The 20,017-nt window shown below is 72.4% G+C and carries 15 protein-coding genes and 1 riboswitch; of the genes, 7 read left to right on the top strand and 8 right to left on the bottom strand.

Features of this window, described 5'->3' with window-relative positions:
* Positions 1–53: 53 nt before the first annotated feature.
* A complete protein-coding gene (locus tag ACIBF8_RS04230; RefSeq protein WP_396780926.1) occupies positions 54–557 on the top strand; it encodes a DinB family protein in 504 nt (167 codons plus the stop codon).
* 48 nt (positions 558–605) lie between these two features.
* Here the strand turns inward: ACIBF8_RS04230 and ACIBF8_RS04225 are convergent, their stop codons facing one another.
* From ACIBF8_RS04225 to ACIBF8_RS04215, 3 genes are all read right to left on the bottom strand, one after another.
* Complete coding sequence (locus ACIBF8_RS04225) at positions 606–2,669, bottom strand: glycogen debranching N-terminal domain-containing protein (RefSeq protein WP_396780925.1); 2,064 nt, start codon at positions 2,667–2,669, stop codon at positions 606–608.
* Entirely contained in the window at positions 2,666–3,073 is a 408-nt protein-coding gene (locus tag ACIBF8_RS04220; protein WP_396780924.1) for an SCP2 sterol-binding domain-containing protein, read from the bottom strand. The genes ACIBF8_RS04225 and ACIBF8_RS04220 overlap by 4 nt, the downstream gene beginning before the upstream one ends.
* Positions 3,074–3,181: 108 nt before the next feature.
* Positions 3,182–3,691 carry a DinB family protein gene (locus ACIBF8_RS04215; RefSeq protein WP_396780923.1) on the bottom strand — a complete coding sequence of 170 codons (510 nt, stop codon included), beginning with the start codon at positions 3,689–3,691 and terminating at the stop codon, positions 3,182–3,184.
* A gap of 78 nt (positions 3,692–3,769) precedes the next feature.
* Between ACIBF8_RS04215 and ACIBF8_RS04210 the strand changes: the two genes are divergently transcribed.
* Together ACIBF8_RS04210 and ACIBF8_RS04205 are read left to right on the top strand one after the other, a co-directional pair.
* Positions 3,770–4,285 carry a 2'-5' RNA ligase family protein gene (locus ACIBF8_RS04210; protein WP_396780922.1) on the top strand — a complete coding sequence of 172 codons (516 nt, stop codon included), beginning with the start codon at positions 3,770–3,772 and terminating at the stop codon, positions 4,283–4,285.
* A 208-nt stretch (positions 4,286–4,493) separates the two neighbouring features.
* Positions 4,494–4,679, top strand: a complete 186-nt coding sequence (locus ACIBF8_RS04205) for a hypothetical protein (RefSeq protein WP_210784088.1) — start codon at positions 4,494–4,496, stop codon at positions 4,677–4,679.
* Between the two features lie 15 nt (positions 4,680–4,694).
* Here the strand turns inward: ACIBF8_RS04205 and corA are convergent, their stop codons facing one another.
* Positions 4,695–5,825, bottom strand: a complete 1,131-nt coding sequence (corA, locus tag ACIBF8_RS04200; protein WP_396780920.1) for a magnesium/cobalt transporter CorA — start codon at positions 5,823–5,825, stop codon at positions 4,695–4,697.
* A gap of 248 nt (positions 5,826–6,073) precedes the next feature.
* Positions 6,074–6,184: riboswitch (SAM riboswitch) on the top strand.
* 32 nt (positions 6,185–6,216) lie between these two features.
* Here corA and ACIBF8_RS04195 point away from each other — a divergent pair.
* From ACIBF8_RS04195 to ACIBF8_RS04180, 4 genes are all read left to right on the top strand, one after another.
* Positions 6,217–6,357 carry a hypothetical protein gene (locus ACIBF8_RS04195; protein WP_396780919.1) on the top strand — a complete coding sequence of 47 codons (141 nt, stop codon included), beginning with the start codon at positions 6,217–6,219 and terminating at the stop codon, positions 6,355–6,357.
* Between the two features lie 101 nt (positions 6,358–6,458).
* Positions 6,459–7,370 carry an ABC transporter substrate-binding protein gene (locus ACIBF8_RS04190; RefSeq protein WP_396780918.1) on the top strand — a complete coding sequence of 304 codons (912 nt, stop codon included), beginning with the start codon at positions 6,459–6,461 and terminating at the stop codon, positions 7,368–7,370.
* A gap of 39 nt (positions 7,371–7,409) precedes the next feature.
* Positions 7,410–8,186 (top strand): amino acid ABC transporter permease, encoded by a 777-nt coding sequence (locus tag ACIBF8_RS04185; RefSeq protein WP_396780916.1) that lies wholly within the window; start codon positions 7,410–7,412, stop codon positions 8,184–8,186.
* The gene (locus ACIBF8_RS04180) at positions 8,183–8,926 is read left to right on the top strand and encodes an amino acid ABC transporter ATP-binding protein (RefSeq protein ID WP_396780914.1); all 744 of its coding nucleotides are present in this window, start codon (positions 8,183–8,185) and stop codon (positions 8,924–8,926) included. The genes ACIBF8_RS04185 and ACIBF8_RS04180 overlap by 4 nt, the downstream gene beginning before the upstream one ends.
* 6 nt (positions 8,927–8,932) lie before the next feature.
* On the opposite strand, the gene ACIBF8_RS04175 is transcribed toward ACIBF8_RS04180, so the two are convergent.
* The 4 genes from ACIBF8_RS04175 to ACIBF8_RS04160 all read right to left on the bottom strand — a co-directional run bounded on the left by ACIBF8_RS04175 (position 8,933) and on the right by ACIBF8_RS04160 (position 20,015).
* Entirely contained in the window at positions 8,933–9,880 is a 948-nt protein-coding gene (locus tag ACIBF8_RS04175; protein ID WP_396780912.1) for a fatty acid desaturase family protein, read from the bottom strand.
* A gap of 27 nt (positions 9,881–9,907) precedes the next feature.
* A complete protein-coding gene (locus tag ACIBF8_RS04170; protein ID WP_396780910.1) occupies positions 9,908–10,831 on the bottom strand; it encodes a pyridoxal-phosphate dependent enzyme in 924 nt (307 codons plus the stop codon).
* 30 nt (positions 10,832–10,861) lie between these two features.
* On the bottom strand, positions 10,862–18,166 hold the full coding sequence (locus ACIBF8_RS04165) for an amino acid adenylation domain-containing protein (protein ID WP_396780909.1): 7,305 nt from the start codon (positions 18,164–18,166) through the stop codon (positions 10,862–10,864).
* Positions 18,167–18,440: 274 nt separating this feature from the next.
* A complete protein-coding gene (locus tag ACIBF8_RS04160; RefSeq protein ID WP_396780908.1) occupies positions 18,441–20,015 on the bottom strand; it encodes a Na+/H+ antiporter in 1,575 nt (524 codons plus the stop codon).
* Between the last annotated feature and the right edge of the window lie 2 nt (positions 20,016–20,017).

Genomic DNA, 20,017 nt, shown 5'->3' with positions numbered 1-20,017 from the left:
TCGGTACCACGTCCTACGGTGACACCGGTGGACATCGACGAAGGGTGGCAGGCATGACCAGCACTGGGCAGCTCACCGGTGAGCGCACCGATCTTCTGCAGACGCTCCGCCGGCACCGCGGTTTCCTGCTGCGGACCGTCGACGGGCTCACCGACGAGCAGGCGGCCGCCCGCCCCACCGTCAGTGGCCTCTGCCTCGGGGGTCTGATCAAGCACGTGACCGGTGTCGAGCACCGGTGGATGCTCTTCGCCGTGGGCGGCGCGGAGGCGATGGCCCGCGAGGAGGTCGACTGGGTCGGTCAGTTCCAGATGGTGCCGGGCGAGACCCTCGCCGGGCTGGTCGAGCGCTTCCAGGCGGTGGCCGCCGAGACCGACGAGTTGGTCGCCACCCTCGACCTGGACGCGGCGCACCCGTTGCCGCAGGCGCCCTGGTTCGAGCCGGGGGCGAGTTGGACGGTCCGCCGGGTGCTGCTGCACCTGATCGCCGAGACGTCCCAGCACGCCGGGCACGCCGACATCCTGCGCGAGTCGATCGACGGCGCCAAGACCATGGGCTGACCCGGCGCCCGCTGTCGTCGAAGGCGGGTGGAACGCTGGTCCCCGGCTTCAGCGCAGCCGGGGGCTGCGCCGGCACTCGCTGCTCCGGTCGCTCGCGTAGGCGTCGGAGTGGCCCCAACGCCCTGGGATGTCCAGCAGCTCCAGTCGACCGAAGCCCTCCGGCACGGCCGGGTTCACCAGCAGGTTGTCGCCGGTGGGCCGCAGCCCCAGCACGGTGCTGAGCAGCATCAGCAGCCCTCCCGACGACCACGCCTGAGGGCGTCCGCCCGACGCCAACTGGACGGGATACTTCGTCAGGCTGCGCTCGTAGCCGGCGATCACCTCCGGCACCGCCCCGGGGAGGGTATGCGCCATGTCGAAGATGCCGGCGGCGATCCGGGCCGCCTGTGCGTCGTAGCGGTAGCGGCGCAACCCGGCGGCGATCAGCGCGTTGTCCGACGGCCACACCGCGCCCAGGTGTGCGCCCACCGGGTTGTACGCACGCTGCCCGGTGGCGTAGGTGCGCACGCCCCAACCGCTGAACAGCCGCGGCCCGACGAGGTGCTCGGCGACTGCCTCCGCGCGGTCGTCCGTGACGATCCCGCTCCACAGCAGATGCCCGATGTTGGACGTCAGCGCGTCGACCGGTTCGCCGTACGGGTCGAGCGCCAACGCGTAGTACTCCTGGTGCGGCAGCCAGAAGTCCCGGTTGAAGCGGGCCTTCAGCGACGCCGCCTCCCGTTCCAACCGATCCGCGTACCCGGGGTCGCCCCAGAACTCCCGGGCCAGCCGGGCACCACGCCGCTTCGCGTCGTACGCGTAGCCCTGCAACTCACAGGTGGCACGGGGAAAGGCGGGTTGCCGACCGTGGGCGTCGACGATGGCGTCCGGGGAGTCCTTCCAACACTGGTTGACCGTGCCGTCGCGCTCGTTGCGGCGCTGGTAGCGCAGGTAGCCGTCCCCGGTCATGTCGCCGTACTCGTCGATCCAGTCCAGCGCCATTCGGGCCGGGTGACGCAACTCACGCACCAGGTCCGCGTCACCGGACCAGCGCTCGTACTCGTCGAGCAGGACGACGAAGAGCGGCGTGGTGTCGGCCGCGCCGTAGTACAGCGCGTGCGACCGGTCGCCGAACGCCGCCGTCTCCCCGTAGCGGAGATGGGCCAGGATCTTGCCCGGCTCCTCGTCCAGCGCGTCGTCGAGGTGGCCACCCTGCGTCAGGGCCAACATCCGCAGCGTCGCGGGGGCCAGTTCGGGGGTGAACGCCATCGTCTGCAGACAGGTGACGATGCTGTCCCGTCCGCGCAGTCCCATCGCCCAGGGCAGCCCCGCGATCGGCACCCGGTTCCGGTAGGACAGCGGCTTGTACCGCAGTGCCGCCAGGTCGTCCAGGTTGCTGCGGTACGTCTCCTCCAGCCCCGTGCGCTCGGCCACCAACTGCGGCGCCCGGTCCAGCCAGTCCGCCAGGTCCTCGCGCATCCCCTGCCGCACGGTCCGCTGGTGCGAGTCGAGGTCGGCGCGCAGGTCACGGCCGCACTCGCCGCCCATCGTCAGGGTGACGTGCAGGTCGGTCTCCCACTTCCCGTCGGGGGCGATCCGGATTCGAAACGTCATCCCTTCCTCGTCCACCTCGGCGGGCTCGGTGCTGCGCACGGTGGTCTGGCGGGCGAACCGCTCCCGCTGGTAGCGCAGCACGAGTTGGCTGCTCGCCGAGTCGGCGGCGACTCCGACGGACCGCTGCCCGGGCTGCCCGACCTCACTGATGTCGGTGAAGTCGCTGGCCATCTCCATCCGCACGGTGAACTCGGCGGGCTTCGACGAGTGGTTCAGCACGGTGATCTTCTCGTGGAAACAGTCGTGCACCGAGCGGTGCCTGATGATCGACACATCGGCGTCGACGTAGTGGCTCGCCGCACCGGGGACCAGGAAGAACCGGGTCTCGAAGTACGTCATGTCGTCGCGGGAGAGCGCGTTGATCCGCTCACCGTCGATCCGGAGCACCCAGTGGGACAGAAACCGGGTGTCGTACGCGAAGAGACCGATCGGCGCCTGCGGTTCGGCCTCGATGTCGCCCTGGGCGTCGCTGACCGCGAACACGTTTCCGGCGATGACGTGCACCAGTTCCTGTTTCATGACCGCTCGTCCCGTGCGGGAGTGTGGGTCCGGCCGACCAGCGCGGCACGGCCCAGCTCTCGGGGATGACGCGCCCCGGTCGGCCCGGAGAAGATCCGCCGCAGCGGCATCAGCAGTCGCATGTCGCCTTGCACGGTCAGCTCGTTGCGCAGCAGGCTCCCACCCGGATGCAACTCACCCCGGGCCATCCGGTCGAAGATCGCCCGGTCCGCCCGTATCACCAGATCGGCGTCGTCGGCCGAGCGGCTCACCCCGACGTGTTGGTCGGCGATGGTCAGGTACCAGTGATCGGTGCAGCCGCCGCTGCGGACGTCCAGCCGCACCGTGCCCGTGGTGGTCTCCGGCAGCTCGGGACGCCGACCGGCGTCCAGCTGTTGCAGGTACTGATCCACTGTCGCGCCCATCAGGTCTCCTCCTCACGCTTCCCCGCAGGATCACCCGTGCCGGGGTGAGCCCGGTTCACCCGAACCGGGTGAGGTGCCGTGCGGCGCGCGCGGACGTCGGCCCGATGGTCAGTCGGCCTCGATCAGGCCGCGCACGTAGGCGGCCTGGCCCACGTGTTGCAGGTCGTCCTCGGCGATGCTGACCAACCGGACGCCGAGGGTGACCGGCGGATCCCACGCCTCGTCGACCACCCGGTCCAGGTCCGCCGGGCTGAGGCCAGCCAGGAACGATCCGGTACGCGTCGCGACCGCCTCGTAGTAGTCGATCAACGCCTGCGCGCTCTCCGGCCGCACCGCCGCGACCTGCGCGGCCGAATGCCCGTAGCCCGTGTCATCGGGATCGGCGGTGAGCCCGAACCGCCCGGCCCAGTCGCCGCTCACCCAGAGCTGGTCGGTGTCGAGCAGGTCGGCGACGTGGTGGTCCTGCACCCGGGTGAGGTGCCAGACCAGCCAGCCGATCGAGTTGGCGCCCGGTCCGGGCTGGTGGCGCAGTTGGTCCGGGCTGAGGCCGTCGACCGCCGCCCGGACGAGGTCGGGCAGTCGGTCGTACGCCTCGGTCAGCAGGTCACTCACGTTCACGGATACGCCTTCCTGATCGGTTTCCGACCAGGTACCGCCGGACGCGGGCGGGCAAACCTCGGCCACTACGGTGATCGAATGGTCGCCGCGGTGGAGTTGTACCTGGACCCGGACGCCACTCGGCGGATCCGGGTGCTCTGGGACGCGCTGGAGGCCGAGGGTGTGCAGAGCATGCGCTCGCTGCTGGAGCAGCGCCACCGTCCGCACGTCTCGCTCATGGTGGCGCCCCGCTTCGACCCGGAGCAGGTCGCCAAGGCACTACAGGGGACGGTGGTGGCCGCCCCGTTGCGGCTCGACTTCCAGCACGCCGGCCAGTTCGTCGGTCGGGTGCTCTGGCTCGGTCCGGCGCCCACCCCGGAGTTGCTGGCGCACCACCGGCTGGTGCACGACCGGCTCGCCGCCGCCGGCATCCCCCTCGCCGAGCACTACCAGCCGGGGCGCTGGGTGCCGCACTGCACGCTCTCCATGCGGGTGCCGAACGTGCTGATGGCCGCCGCGGTACGCCGGTGCCTGGAGGTGTTGCCACTGGCCGCGACCGTGGTCGGCGCCGCGCTCACCGACCACGCGCGCGGCATCGCCCATCCGCTGCCTTGACCGCGCCTCGACCGTCGATGCGTAATGTCCGGTTTGGCGGGCGTCAGTCGGAAACCCGAAAACAAGCGGTGCGGATACGGCCGGGCGTGGGATGGTTCGGGTGGCTGTCGTACCGGTGGCGAGCTGCTCACCTGCGGTTCGCCCGGCCGGTGGCGCGGGGTTCACCCCGCGCCGCCCACGGCGGCTTCGACGAGGAGAGGCAGGGCCCATGCAGGCTCAGCGCAGGCCACCGCGCACGGAGCGGAGGCAGACCCGGGACGACCGGACCGGCGGCGGGATGACCGGGGCGGCCACGCCACTGACGATCTGGGCGGCCGCCGTACTGCTCGGCCGGATCGGTGCCGGCGACGACGATGTCGAGGACGAACGGCACATCCTGCGCGGCATCGAGTGAGGCCGGCCGCGCGGTTCAGAGCCAACCGCGCCGCTTGAAGATCACATAGAGGGTGCCGCACACCAACAGCATCAACAGCAGCGCGAACAGGTAGCCGAAGCGCCAGTTCAGCTCCGGCATGTGTACGAAGTTCATGCCGTACACGGTGCCGATAAGCGTGGGAGCGAAGAGGATCGCCGCCCAGGAGGAGACCTTCTTCAGCTCCTCGTTCTGGGTGTAGCTGGCCGCGGTGAGGCTGCGCATCTCCTCGTTCTGCTGCTGGGAGACGAGGGTGGCGTTGACGGTGAGGATGTTCTGCAACAGGTGCCGGAAGCCGTCCACCCGCTCCACCACCTGGGTCAGGTGGTCGGTCACGTCACGCAGGTAGCGGTGAAGCTCCTCGTCGGTGCTGGCGCCGCCGGCGCCGTCGGCCAGCGCGTCGAGCACGCTGAGCAGGGGCCGGGCGGCCCGCTGGAACTGGATGACCTCGCGGCTAAGGCCGTAGATGCGCCGGCTGGCGTTCGGGTCGCCGCCGAACACCTGAGTCTCGATCTCGTCGATGTCGTTCTCCAACCCGGCCACCACCGGCGCGTACCCGTCGACGACCTGGTCGAGGATCGCGTACAGGACCGCCTCCGGGCCCCGAGCGAGCATCTGCGCCTCGCTCTCCATCCGCCGCCGCACGGCGGTCAGGTCCGGTGCCTCACCGTGCCGGACGGTGACCACGAAGCCCGGCCCGATGAAGAGGTGCAGCTCGGAGAACTCCACCTCCTCGCGAAGGTCGTCGTAGCGGGCGGCGCGCAGCACCACGAACAGGGTGTGGCCGTAGCGTTCCAGCTTGGGCCGCTGGTGGGCGTTGATCGCGTCCTCGACTGCCAGGTCGTGCAGCCGAAACTCGCGGGCCAGCGAGGTGATCTGGTCGGTGTCGGGCCGGTACAACCCGATCCAGGCCATCGCGTCGTCCTGCTCCTGCAGGCAGCGGTACGTCTCGGCGAGGCCGGACGGAGAGGCGAACCGGCGCCCTCGGATGTACACCGCGCTGTCCACCAGGCCGCCGTGCGACGGGGCGGGCGGCTCCGTGGGCGGCGGCACGCCCACCCTCGTCTCGTACTCGTCGAGTTGGCGGCCGAAGCCACCCCCCGGGCGGAAGCGACGGCCGCCGACCATGCCCTGTCCCCTCCCCCCGGTGCCGTCCGGTCCAGCCCGGGGCGCTGCTTCCCCCCTGTCCTGGGCCCGAAACCGGGCGGGGCGTCGGCCGGGTTCCGCGCACCGGCGGACGGGAGCGACCCGACGGGCGGATACTGCCGACCGCACGTGCACGCCGGTTGAGCGGGGAGCGGCCAGCCCGTCGCGGACGGTGAGCGTGGTCATAACGACTGGACGATCCACCCGTGCCTGCTGCTAGCCTCGGCGCAGGTCATGAGCGCCAGCGCGAAGCCCCGGCTCGCTGGCCGGCAACCCTCCTCCGCGGTGGGGTGCCCCGGGTGAGGACCAGGCACCGGCACGAGTCGGTGCAAGCGTGGCCTGGCACCCAGGTCAGCACAGACCCGGGAGAACCATGCGCATCCTCAGCACCGCCCCACCGACCGTCGTCGTGGACGTCCACGCCGGTTGGCCCTCGCCCGCACTGACCCGGCGACGGCACGTGGACATGATGCGAATGTGCAGCGCCGCCTGTCGTCGCGGCATCGCGCTCTAGCACTCCCCTTCCCGAACTCCTTTCCACCGGTACGCCCATCGGGCGCGCCGTCGGCGGCGCACGCCCGTGCGCGGCCGGTACACCACCCTTCGGAGACACCCGTGCGATTCCTTCCTGCCCTGACCCGTGCCGCCGCCCTGGGCGCGGCCACCATCCTGGCCGCCACCGCCCTCACCGCCTGCGGCGACGACAGCTCGTCCGACGCCACCGCCAACCCGTACGGGCTGGGGCAGCCGGGCGTGCTGCGGGCCGGCACCCTGACCGACGCCCCGCCGAACGTCTACCTCAAGGACGGCAAGTTCACCGGCTTCGACAACGACCTGCTGACCGCCGTGGCCGGCAAGCTCGGCCTCAAGGTGGAGTTCGTCGGCACCGACTTCTCCGCGTTGCTCAGCCAGGTCAACAACCACAAGTTCGACGTCGGCAGCTCCTCGATCACCATCACCGAGGCGCGCAAGAAGACCGTGGACTTCGGCAACGGGTACGACTTCGGCTACTTCGGCCTGGACGTCCCGGCCGGCTCGCCGATCACCAGCTTCGACCAGCTCACCGGGAAGCGGGTCGTGGTGGTGCAGGGCACCGTCCAGGACGACTACGCCACCGGCAAGCAGCTCAACCCGGTGCGGGTGCCGGACTACAACGGCGCGATCAACCAGCTGAAGGCGGGTACCGCCGACGCGTGGATCGCCCCGGCGGAGATCGGCGAGAAGTCGGCCGCCGACAGCAACGGCAAGATCACCGTGGCGGCCAAGCAGCTCAGCCCCGCACCGACCGCCTACGCCGTGGCCAAGGGCAGCGACAAGCTGCGCGAGGCGCTGAACAAGGGCCTCGACGAGGTCATCGCCGATGGCACCTGGAGCCGGTTGCAGGCGCAGTACTACCCGGGCCGGCCGATCCCGGCGGACTTCACGCCGGGCAGCGGCACGGTGCCGGTCCCGTCGGCGTCGGCCGCCCCGTCGGCGTCGGCTTCCGCGTCGGCCGCCCCGTCGGCGTCGGCTTCGGCCGCGTCCTGAGCCGGTGACGAGCGAGCAGGGCGGTAGGGGAGGCGACCGATGGATCCGTTGAGCACGCTGTGGGAGACCTTCTTCGACGTCGACGCCATGCGCGAGGCGCTGCCCGAGATGCTGACCGTCGGGTTGCCCAACACGCTGATCCTGGCGGTCTCCGCCGCCCTGCTCGGCTCGGTCCTCGGCCTGCTGCTGGCCGTGGCCGGGATCTCCCGTAGCCGCTGGTTGCGCTGGCCGGCGCGGGTCTACACCGACGTGTTCCGGGGGCTGCCGGCCGCGGCGACGATCCTGCTGATCGGCGTCGGACTGGCCCCGCTGGGCATGCAGGTCTGGGGGCCGGATCCCTACCCGTTGGGCATCCTGGCGCTGTCCCTCATCGCCGCCGCGTACCTGGGTGAGATCTTCCGCTCGGGCATCCAGTCGGTGGAGGCCGCGCAGTTGGAGGGTGCCCGTGCCCTCGGCTTCTCCTGGGCCGACGCGATGCGGCTGGTGATCATTCCGCAGGGTATCCGGCGGGTGCTGCCGGCCTGGGTGAACCAGCTCATCGCGCTGATCAAGGACTCCAGCCTGGTGTACTTCCTCGGCCTGGTGGCCAGCCAGCGGGAACTGTTCCGAATCGGGCAGGACTACGCGGCCACCACCGGCAACGAGTCGGCGTTGCTGCTGGCGGGCCTCTTCTACCTGGCCCTCACCGTCCCGCTGACGCACGTCGTCAACTGGATCGACCGGCGGCTGCGCAACGGTCGGCCGGTAACCGCGTCGACCGAAGAGGACGACGACGACACCGCGTTGTACGCCGCCACGCAAGGAGACCGGCGATGACCACTGCCACGACGACCTCGGTCAGCCTCGACGTACGCGACGTGCACCTCGCCTTCGGACCGAACCGGGTGCTGCGCGGCGTCGACCTCGCCGTGCCGCGGGGTGCGACGGCCTGCGTCATCGGCCCGTCCGGGTCGGGCAAGTCCACCCTGCTGCGCACCATCAACCGGCTGATCGAGCCGGACCACGGCGACGTGCTGCTGGATGGGCGCAGCGTGCTGGGCGACGACCCGGACGCGCTGCGGCAGCGGGTCGGTATGGTGTTTCAGCAGTTCAACCTCTTTCCGCACATGAGCGTGCTGCGCAACGTCACGCTGGCGCTGCGCCGGCTGCGCAGGCTCGGCGAGGACGAGGCGGACGCGGTCGCCCGCGCCCAGTTGGAGCTGGTGGGGTTGGCCGGCAAGGCGAATTCCCGACCGGCGCAGCTCTCCGGTGGCCAGCAGCAGCGGGTGGCGATCGCCCGGGCGTTGGCGCTGCGGCCCGAGGTGATGCTCTTCGACGAGGCGACCTCGGCGCTCGACCCGGAGCTGGTCAAGGGTGTCCTCGGGTTGATGGCCGACCTGTCCGCCGCCGGGATGACCATGGTGGTGGTGACCCACGAGATGGGCTTCGCCCGGCAGGTCGCCGACACCGTCGCCTTCATGGACCGGGGTGTGGTGCTGGAGGCCGGCCCGCCCGAGGCGATCTTCGAGCGGGCCGAGCATCCCCGGCTTCGCCGGTTCCTCGATCAGGTGCTCTGAGCGCGGTCAGGCACCCCGCCGGGGCCGTACCGCCTGCCAGAGGAGTCGGTAGAACTCGCCGTAGGTGCGTTGTACGTGCTGGCCGTACCGTCGGGTCTCCTCGTGCCGGGCCGGTAGCTGGTTGATCGGCACGCTCATCGCCGCGTGGTGCTCGATGTGCAGGTTGTTGCCGTTGGTGAACCAGGTGCTCAGCCAGCTGCCCCGGATCGAGCGGGTGTTGCGCAGCACGTCGGTCGTGTCGGTGTCGCAGAGCAGGTGCTCGGGCAGCTCGACGAGGAAGTGCATCGGCACCGCCACCAGCAGCGGCAGCACCCACAGCCGCAGCGGATAACCGCCGTGCCCGGCCAGCGCCAGCCCGACGGCGGCCAGCACCACGCCGCCCAGCAGCAGGTGCTCGGTGACGATCCGCCGCCGCATGGCCGGGGCGATCTCGCCGTGGGCGTAGCGCCAGCGGCCGGTGGCCGCGCGCAACACGTCCAGCCCCACCCCGACGAGTCGGGGGTAGTCGAGCAGGCCGCGCACCAGCATCCCGACGGTCAGCGGCTGGCGGGTGTCGAAGCCGAAGAACTCGGTGTCCTGTGGGGTTCCCAGGTAGCGGTGGTGCTGCAGGTGCCGCACCCGGTAGTGCGAGTAGACCACGAGCAGCGGCACACCCAGCGGCACGCCGACCAGCCGGTGCGGCAGCGCACGGCGGAACGCGGAGTGGTGCAGGCACTGGTGCTGCAACTCCACGGCATGGGTGTACATCGCGGCCAGCAGCAGCACGCCCGCCGCGGTCGCCACCGGCTCGGCGCGCAGCGCCAGGGCCGCGCCGGCCGCGGTGAGCACGGCGAGCACGGCGAGTTTGCCGACGAAGATCCGCTCGTCGGTGCCGGTGACCCGGGTACGACGGAAGAGCAGGGCGGGCCCGGCGGCCGCGATGACGGGCGGTCGGGTCGGTGCGGTGATCGTCATCCGAGGCTCCTGGAGAGGGTGACCGGCTCAGCGGCCGCTGAGCAGCACGACGTGGGTGCCGGCGGACAGCCCGCCGGGCGTTTCGGCGCAGGCCAGCAGACCAGCAAGGGCGACCGCGCCGGCCGCCGTGGGGTACGCGCCGTAGCCGGCGAGCAGGTCCCGGGCACGCTGGAGCTGGTCGTCGTCGACGCCGTGCACCGCGCCGCCGGTGTCGGCGATCGCGGCCATCGCCTCCGGGCCCTGTAGCGCGTGCCAGTTGACCAAGGGCTGGTTGTGGTCGGTGGTGGTCACGCCGTCGGACGGCAGCATCCGGTACGGGCCCGGCCAACTGGTGACCACCGGGTTGTTGCCGGCCGAGCAGACGCCCTGCACGACGGTCGGCCAGCCCAACTCCCGCAGCCGGCGGTGCACCGCGATGACGGTGGTGCCATTGCCGACCGGGATCCAGAACTGCTCTGGCGGTTCGTTCAGGGCCTCCCGCAGCGCGGCGACGACCACGCCGTGTCCGGCGAACACCGACTCGACGTACGGGCCGTCCACGTTGCCGTCGACGGCGCCCGGCGCCCCGGCGAGCCGGCGGGACTCCTCGACGGCGTCCTCATAGCTGCCGGGGACCAGGTGCACCCGGGCTCCGGCGGCACGCATGAACTCCCCGCCGTCGCTCCAACCCGCGGGCAGCACGACGGTGCAGGTCATGCCGGCCGCGCGGCAGGCCATCGCCATCGCCCGGCCGTAGTTGCCGCAGGTGGCGACGACCACCTCGGTACGCCCTTCGGCGGCGGCACGGGCCACCACCGCGCGAGCGGCCGGCTCCTTGTGGCTGCCGGAGGCGTACCGGGTCTCGTCCTTGACCAGGATCCGGGCGCCGGGCACCAGGCCGGTCGCGTCGATCAGGGGGGTGCCGAAGGCGTCGGTGGGCGCGTCGACCGGCGCCAGGCTGACCGTGGACATGCTGCTCCTAGGGTGAGGGGGTGGTCGGGGTCAGGACCGTGCGGCGGTGAGCTGGGCGTCGGCGAGGCGCTGAAGGTCATCGCGGTCGCCGATCTCGGCGGGCGGCAGGGCGTCGGGCAGGTCATCCTCGATCAGCCGCAGCGTCGGGTTGAGCCAGCCCCGGATCGCCCAGCCGAGCTGGAGCAGACCGCTGAGCACGACGAGCAGGGCCAGGCCGCGACCCGGCCCGGTGCCGATGACCGCGCCGACCGTGCCGGCCAGCGCGCCGCCGGGCTCCAACAGCGGCTGGACGTAGTGGTCGGCAAGCGGCCCGACCACGAGGTAGCCCAGCGGCATGGTCAGCATCATCACGGTGATGAAGATCGACAGGACGCGGCCCTGGAGATCGAAGCCCACCTTGGTCTGGATGAGCGCGATCCAGTGCCCGTCGATCAGGGACTCGGCGAAGGTGAGGGCGAACATGCCGACCACCGCGAAGACCGGGCTGGCGCCGATGCCCACCACGGCCATCGCGAGGCTGGCCACCCCCATGAAGAGGATCATGCCGGTGGCCCGCCGTGGGGTGCCGCCCCACAGCCCCATGGTGAGGCTGCCCAGCAGGCCGCCAACGCCGCCCGCGGACAGTGCCAGGCCCAGCGCCACCGGGGACTGCTCGATCAGCAGCATCGGGGTGATCACCGCGAAACCCAGGGTGTAGAAGGCGTGGTCGATGACGAAGAACCGCAGCGCGGCCCGCAGGCCGGGCCGGCGGGCGACGTAACGCCAGCCGTTGGCCACCTCCGTGCGGAACGGCTCCTCCCGGCGGCGGAACATCCGGTCCGGGAAACGGACCAACAGCAGGGTGACAACGCCGACGCAGAACGTCGACACGTCGATGAGGATCACACCCCGGATGCCGAGCACACCGATCAGGCCGGCGCCGAGCATCGGGGCGAAGACCAGGCCGACACCCACCCCGAGCTGGCTGATGCCGTTGGCGTGCCCCAGGTAACGCTTGGGCACGAGCTGGGCCACTGCCGCCAGGTAGGCCGGCCGCTGGAACGCGCCGGCCAGCGAGGTGATCGAGACCGCCAGGTAGATCTGCCACAGCCGCAGCCCCCCACCGACGGTGACGAGCAGCACCAGCGCCACCATGGCCGCCGCCGCGACGGCGTCACTGACCAGCATCACCCGTCGCCGGTCCCACCGGTCGGCGACCGCGCCGGCGATCGGTCCGGCGAGGATGCCGGGCAGCATGCCGACGGCGCTGACCACCGCGAAGTCGGTGATCGCACCGGTCTGTTGGTAGACCCAGATGCTCAGCACCAGCGTGCTGAGCCCGCTGCCGACCATCGAGACGAACTGTCCGAACGCCACCACCGCGAAGCGCGCGAGGCTGGGCACCGGTCCGCGCGGCGGCGCCGCGACGGCCGGCATGGGCGCGGCGGTTGGTGGGGGCGCGGCGCCCGGCATGGGCGCGGCGATTGGTGTGGGCGCGGCGTCCGTCGTCGCGGCCGACCGCGCGGCGAGCGCGACCAGCACCTCGGCCAGTCCCACGGCGTGGGTACGCACGAAGAAGTGCCCGGCCCTGGGCAGCACGGCCAGTTCGACCCGCTCGGCCACGTGCGTCCACTCCTGGTGGCGTTCCTGGTACAACTCGGTGACCCGGTCGCGCTCGCCGATCACGCTGAGCACCGGCGCGCGCAGCCTGGTGTGGTCCGGGTCCCGGTACGCGGCGGTGTAGTACTCCTCCGCGTCGCGGGCGTCGTGCCGGACGTTGCGCAGCACGAACGCCTCGTCGGCCGGGTCGTCCACGTCGGTGAACCCACCCCGCGCCCGTAGGTACGACAGGTACTCCCGGTCGGAGGTGAACCGGTCGGTCGGCACCAGCCGGTAGAACCAGTCGAACAACCGGCCAGGCAGCCGGGCGGTGGGGAAGCTCGCGCCCAGCCCCACCCCGCGCAGTTCCACGCCCTCCTCCTCGGCCCGCCGGGCGATCTGCAGGGTCACCGCGGTGCCCAGGCAGTGCCCGTAGAGCAGCACCGGGCCGGTGATCTCACGCAGCTCGGCGAGCACCCGCTCGGCCACCTCGGCCCCGGGTAGCAACGCCTCGTCCGGGCGGCTGCGGTCGTGGCCGGGCAGCTCCACGGCGTACAGGGCCCAGTCGGCGGGCAGCGCGTCGGCCAGCGGCTGGTAGGAGATCGCGCTGCCGCCGGAGTACGGCACCGCGACGACGGTCACCCCGCCGGCGGACCGGTCCGCGTCGGCCGGGGTGAGCCGGTGCAGCAGGCCGTCGTGCCGAATGGCGCCGGCTGATCGCTCGTCGAGCAGGGCGGCCAGTGCGCGCACGGTGGGTTGCTGGTACAGCTCGACCAAAGCCAGTCCGGCGTCGATCCGGCGGACCAACCGCAGCGCGGCGAACGAGTCACCGCCGAGGGCGAAGAAGCTGTCGTCGATGCCGACCGTGTCGCGGCCCAGCTCGGCGCACCAGGCGTCGGCGATCCGCCGCTCGGTGTCGGTGCGCGGCGGCGTGCCGGCAGCGTCGGTGCCGAGCTCCGGTGGGGCGGGCAGGGCCCGCCGGTCGAGCTTGCCGTTGGGGGTCAGCGGCAGCGCGGGCAGCGTCAACAGCCGGGCCGGCACCATGTGCGCCGGCAGGCTGGCCGCCGCCGCGTCGCGAACCGCCCGCTCGTCGAGCGTGACGCCGGGCCGGGGCACCAGGTAGGCGACCAGCCGGGCCAGCCCGGTGGGTCCCTCGTGGACGGCCGCCGCGCAGGCCAGCACGTCGGGCAGCGCGGCGATGGTCGCCTCGATCTCGCCCAGCTCGACCCGGTAGCCGTTGACCTTGACCTGGTCGTCGAGGCGGCCGAGGAAGTCCACGGTGCCGTCGCGCCGGAATCGCGCGCCGTCGCCGGTGCGGTACATCCGGGCTGGCGCGCCCGGGTCGGCCGGGGCGTACGGGTCGGCGACGAAACGGTCGGCCGTCAGCTCGGGCCGGTCGTGGTAGCCGGTGGCCACCCCCACACCGCCCAGGTACAGCTCACCGACCACACCCACCGGTACGGGCTGGCGGTGGGTGTCGAGCACGTACACCCGGTTGTTGGGAAACGGCCGTCCGATCGGCAGCGGGGCGTCGTCGGGCAGCGTGTCGACGTCCCCGTCGAAGTAGACGTTGTCGACGCTGACCTCGGTGACGCCGTACGCGTTGACCACCCGGCCGCCCGGCCCGACCAGGTCGCGGGCCTGCCGGTACTCGCGCACGTGCCACTTCTCGCCGCCACCGATGAGCAGGCGGACGAAGTCCAGTCGCTCTCCCGCCTCGGCCACGTGGGCGAGCAGGGTACGCAGCACCGCCGGCACCAGCTCGGTGCACTCGACCCGTTCGGTGCGCATCAGCGCGTACAGGGCGGCGGGATCGAGCAGCACCTCGCGGGGCACCACCACGAGTCGACCGCCGGTGCAGTGCGCTCGCAGCGTCTCCCCGACGAACATGTCGAACGAGAAGCTCGCCGCCTGCTGGTAGGTCCAGCCTGGCTCCAGGTGGTAAGCCCGCTGCCACATCGCCGCGGCGTGCACCAGGTTGTGGTGGCTGACCACCACGCCCTTGGCCTGTCCCGTGGAGCCGGAGGTGTAGATGACGTACGCCGGATCGGCGCCGGAGGTGACCAGGGTGAGGTCGCCGTCGTCGGCGGCGGCGATCCGCTCGGCGTCCCGGTCCAGGGTGACCACCCGCAGCGGCGCCTCGCCGGTCGGCGCGGTGGCCAGGTCCACCCGGGTCACCAGCACGGCGGCCCGACTGTCGTCGATCATGTAACGCAGCCGGTCGGCCGGGTACGCCGGGTCCAGCGGCACGTACGCGCCACCGGCCTTGAGCACCGCCCACATGGCGACGAACAGCTCGATGCCCCGGTCCAGGCAGATCGCCACCCGACTGCCGGGCAGCACCCCGTCGGCGCGCAGCACCCGGGCCAGCCGGTTGGCCCGGCGGTTCAGCTCGCCGTAGCTGACCGTCTCGTCGCGCCAGGTCAGCGCGGGCGCTTGCGGACTGTCCGCCACGCACCGCTCGAAGAGCTGGTGCAGGGCGGTGGCGGCCGGCAGCGGCGCGGCGCTGTCGTTCCAGTCGTGCAGGATCACCTCGGCCTCGGCGCTGGTCAGCATCGGCAGCCGGCTGACCGGGGTGTCGGGCGTCGCGGCGGCGGCGTCCAACAGGGTGAGCAAGTGGTTCAGCAGCGCGTCGACGCGCTCGGCGTCGAACAGTTCGGTGGCGTAGTCGATGCTGAGCACCGGGCCGTCCACCGGAAAGTCCAGCCCGACGGCGAGGTCCACCATGGTCGCGGCGGGCGCGACCTCGCCCGCGTACCGCAGGTCGCTCGCGGTGGGCACCGGCGTGTTGTGCACGGTGAGCATGACCCCGGTGAGCCGGTTGCGGTTGGCCGACGCAGGCCGACCGGTCGCCGCGATGATGTGCGGCAGTGGCAGGTCCTGGTGGTCCAGGTCGGCCAGGACGGCCGCGCGGGCCCGGCCCAGCAGTTCACTGAAGGTCGGCTCACCGCTGACGTCGCCGCGCATCGGCAGGATGTTCAGGGCCGCGCCGATCACCCTCTCCGACCCGGACTGATTCCGGCCGGCGACCGGCGCCAGGACGGTCACGTCGGTGCGCCCGGTGTAGCGCGACAGCACGGTCTGCAACCCGGCGAGCAGCACCATGAACAGGCTGGCCTGGTGGGTCCGCCCGGACGCGCGCAGCGCGTCGAGCAGCGCCGGGTCGACCGGCCGGGACACCCGGCCGGACGCGAACGACCGCACCGCCGGGCGGGGCCGGTCCGTGGGCAGCTCCAGATTGAGGTCCGCGCCGGTGAAGCGCTCACGCCAGTAGGCGGCCAACGCCGGGTCGGCGGCGCCGGCGACGCGCAGCCCGGCCAGGTCGGCCAGCGCCGTGGCGTCGGCCGTCTCCCCGGCGGTGTCGGGATCACCGATCCGTGCGGTGTGGTGCGCGTACCGCTCGGCCAGTTCGTCGCCGAACAGGCCGGCGGACCAGCCGTCGAAGACCAGGTGGTGCACGACGAGCAGCAACTCGTCGGCCAACCCGTCACGGATCAGCACGGCACGCGCCAACGGCCCGGCGGCCAGGTCGAACGGCTCCCGCACGGCCCGGTCGCGGACCTCGGCGGCGCGCCGCGCGCGCTGCGCGGCCTCGACCTCGCCCAGATCCACCTCGGTCAGTGGCAGCCGCCCGGTCGGCTCGACGCACAGTCGGGGCTCGCCGTCGACCAGCGGGACCCGGGACCGCAGCGCCGGGTGCCGCCGGACCAGGTCGTCCAGGCTCGCGGCGAGCAGGTCGGCGCGGACCGCGCCGGGCAGCCGATAGCGGATGCCCAGCGTGTGCGCCGGCAGGTCGGCGCAGACCTGCTCGGCGATCCAGAAGTCTTGCTGCAGGCCGGTGAGCGGTAGCAGCACCGCGCCGTCCGCGTCGGCGGTGGCGGCGACGGCGGGAGGCGGGTCCGCCGGGGCCGCGGCGCTGGTCAGGGTACGGATCAGGGTGGCGAGCCGGGCCGGCGTGGGCGCGGCGTAGAGCTGGGTGAGCGTCAGCTCCGCCCCGTGGTCGTGGCGGACCGCGCCGAGCAGCCGGATCGCGTCGAGCGAGTCCGCACCGAGGGTGAACAGGTCATCGTCCGGACCGACCGCCGGCACACCGAGCAGTTCGGTCCAGCGGGCGGCCAGGGCCGTCGACACCGGGTCGTCCGTGTCCCCGGCGGACCTGCCTGAGCTGGTGGCTTCGGCCGTGGCGGGCAGCGGCAGCCGAGCCAGCGCCGCGCGGTCCACCTTGCCCTGCGCCGTGAGCGGGAACGCGCGGTGCCCGAGGACCGCCGCCGGCACCAGGTGGGCGGGTAGGTCTGCGCCGAGCCGGCGGCGCACGGTGCCGGCGTCGACCGTCGTGGCCGAGGTCAGCAGGTGCCCGACCAGTCGGGGCTGCCCGGTGCCCTGGTCGACGACCACCACCGCGTCGGTGACCCCGGGCAGCCGGCGCAGCGCCGTCTCGATCTCGCCCAGCTCGACCCGGAACCCGCGGATCTTCACCTGGTTGTCCAGGCGGCCCAGGTAGGCCAACTGGCCGTCGGGCAGCTCCCGGACCCGGTCCCCGGTGGCGTACGTGATCCGCCCGTCGGGACCGAGTGGGAAACGCTCGGCGGTCAGGTCCGGGCGGTTCAGGTAGCCGGTGGCCACCCCCGGACCGCTGATGCGCAGCTCGCCGGGCTCACCGACGGCCACCGGACGGTCGTCCTCGCCGACGACGGCGCAGCTCACCCCCGACAGTGGACGGCCGATCGGGACCGGCCCGTCGCCCGACCAGCCGGTCAGGTCGGCGCAGGTGGCGACGACGGTGGCCTCGGTCGGCCCGTACGTGTTGAACAGCCGAACCCCGGCACCCACCCGGGCGTGCCAGCGGGTGATCGCGCTGGCCTGCGCGGCCTCCCCGCCGATGATCACCAGCCGGATTCCGGCCGGCAGCTCGGCCTCGCCACGGTCGATGGCGGCCACCAACTCGTGCCAGTACGCGGTGGGCAGGTCCAACACCGTGATCTCATGCCGGTCGCAGTGGTCGAGGAACCGGCGGGGGCTGCTGATGGCGTCCTCGTCGCGGATCACCACGGTCGCGCCGGCGGCCAACGGCGGGAAGATCTCCTCGACGCTGGCATCGAAGCTGAGCGAGGCGAACTGGAGCACCCGGTCGTCGGGGGCCAGGTCGTAACGCTCGCGGGCCGCCCGGCAGAAGTGCTCCAACGCCCGCCGGGGCACGCTCACTCCCTTCGGGCGGCCGGTGGAGCCGGACGTGAAGATGACGTACGCCGGGTCCTCGGGGTCGGGCACCGCGACGGTGGCCGGCCCGGCGGACGCGTCCACCGGCTCCGCGTCGAGGGCCAACCGCGGCGTCCCGGCCGGCAGGTCCGCCCCGCCGTGGCCGGTGAGCACCAACACGGGCCGGGCGTCGGTGACCATCAGCGCCAGCCGTGCCGGCGGGTACGTCGGGTCCAACGGCAGGTAGCCGGCGCCGGCGCGGATCACGGCCAGCATCGCCACGATCGCCTCGCGTCCCCGGGGCAGGCAGATCCCGACCAGTTCACCCGGGCCGACTCCGTGCCCCCGCAACACCGATGCCAGCGCGTCGATTCGCCGGAGAAGTTCCGCGTAACCGAGCACACCGGCGTCGTCGCGCAGCGCCGGTCGGCCGGGTGACCGACGGGCCTGCCGCTCGATCTGGTCGAGCACTCCGCTGGGCGGGTCCGCCGCCGGCCCAGGCTGGGTGACGGCGACGGTTCGACCCGGCTCGGGCGACCTGACGGTGGGGGTGACGGACACGGATCTCTCCTCGACCTTCGATCCGCCCGGCGGACGGCGCGGACACCGTACGAAGATCGACCTGCCCTCCGGGCCACCGGAGGACGAACATTTGATCATCATCAGGATCGACCGAGGACGGTCGCGTCGGCGCAGGTCAGCAACATGGGAGCGGGGGCGGCAAGCCCGTGACCTGCGGCCGGCCGGGAGCCGGCGGCGGCGCGGACCGACATCCCCCGTTCAACCGCCGTTCGCTGCCGCCGGCTCGGCCCACCCGGATGCCGGCAGCGCCCGCTCAGTCGTTGGACCCACGCCCCAGCAGTCGGATCTCCTCGTTGTCCAGGGCGGCCTGGAGCTCCTGCAGCACCAGGTCGTCGATCTCCCGGCTGTCGCGCAGCCGGGTGACCTCCCGACGCTTGTGGGCGAGGACCCCGAGGCGCAGCCGGCGTTCCAGGCGGCGCTCGGCCGCGCTACCTCCACCCTCCTCCTCGACGTCCGCCAGGTGCCGTCGATACTCGGACTCCAGCCTCTGCACCACCTCCTGCCGGGCACCGATCTCGGCGGCTACCTGGGGAAGGGCCGCCAGGCCCGCCTCGGTGGCTCGCCGCCGGGCGTGCCGGGTCTCGTCCACGCGTTCCGGGTCACCGGTCAGGCCGGCCCAGCGGACCACCAGCGGGAGGGTGGTGCCCTGAAGCAGCATGATCAGCACGATCACCAGCGCGGTGACGAAGATGATCAGATCGCGTTCGACCACCGGTCGGCCATCGACAGTCATCGTCGGGACGGCCAGCGCGGCGGCGAGCGACACCGCTCCCCGGAAACCCGACCAGCCGGCGACGGTCCCCAGCCGCCAGCTGGACGGTCCTCCGCCGTCGTTCGCCATCCGGCGGCGTCGCAGCCGCGCCGACTGCGCGGTGAGGTAGATGAAGACCAGGCGCGTGCAGATCACGACCAGGGTGACCACCAGCACGATCAGCAGAGCACGCTGGGGCGAAATGCTGGTGATGCTGCGGACCGCCCGGGGGATCTGCGTGCCGAGCAGGACGAACAACCCGCCGTTGATCAGGAAGGTGGACAGGTCCCAGAACGCGTACGCCAACACTCGGGACCGGGCGCGGATCACCCGGGGGCCGGCGTAGGCCAGCACCAGTCCGGCGACCACCACCGCCAACACCCCGCTGGCGTGCACCGAGTCGGCGAGCAGGAAGGCGCCGAACGGCGTCAGTACGCTCAGCGCGCCCTCGCGCAGCGGGTCGTCGAGCCGCTTGCGAATCAGCACCACGGCGGCCCCCACCAGCAGGCCGGCGAGCACGCCGCCGACACTGGCCCCGACGAACTCCTCGCCGATGCCCAGCACGCCCGGTTCGGCGCTCCGGCTGAGCAGGCCCACGGTCACCGCGAAGATCACCAGGGCGGTGCCGTCGTTGATCAGGCTCTCCGCGTGCAGGGTGGTGAGCAGCTTCCGGGGCAGCCGTTTGGCCAACCCGGTGACCGCGGCCGCGTCGGTCGGCGCGAGAACCGCGCCGAGCACCCAGGCGGCGGCGGGGTTCACCCCGAACGCCTGCGCGGCGAACGACACCGTGACCATGGTGAGCACCACCAGCACCACGGCGAGCAACCCGATCACCGGCAGGTTGGCCCGGATCTCCCGCAGGCTGATGGTGAGGCTCTCCCGGTACAGGATCGCCGGCAGGAAGATCAGCAGGACCAGGTCCGGTTCCAGGGTGACCTCGGACAGCGGCGGCGTGAGCCCGAGCAGCACCCCCAACGCGATGAGCAGCACCGGCGGGGCGACCCGGTACCGACCGCCGAGAGTGGTGCCGACGAGGACGGTGACGCCGAGCGCCACGATCAGGATGAGCGCTTCCACGC

Source organism: Micromonospora sp. NPDC050276 (assembly GCF_044459545.1).
Lineage (GTDB): Bacteria > Actinomycetota > Actinomycetes > Mycobacteriales > Micromonosporaceae > Micromonospora.
Note: the sequence above shows the minus strand (reverse complement) of the source record. Positions and strands in the feature narration are given on the sequence as shown.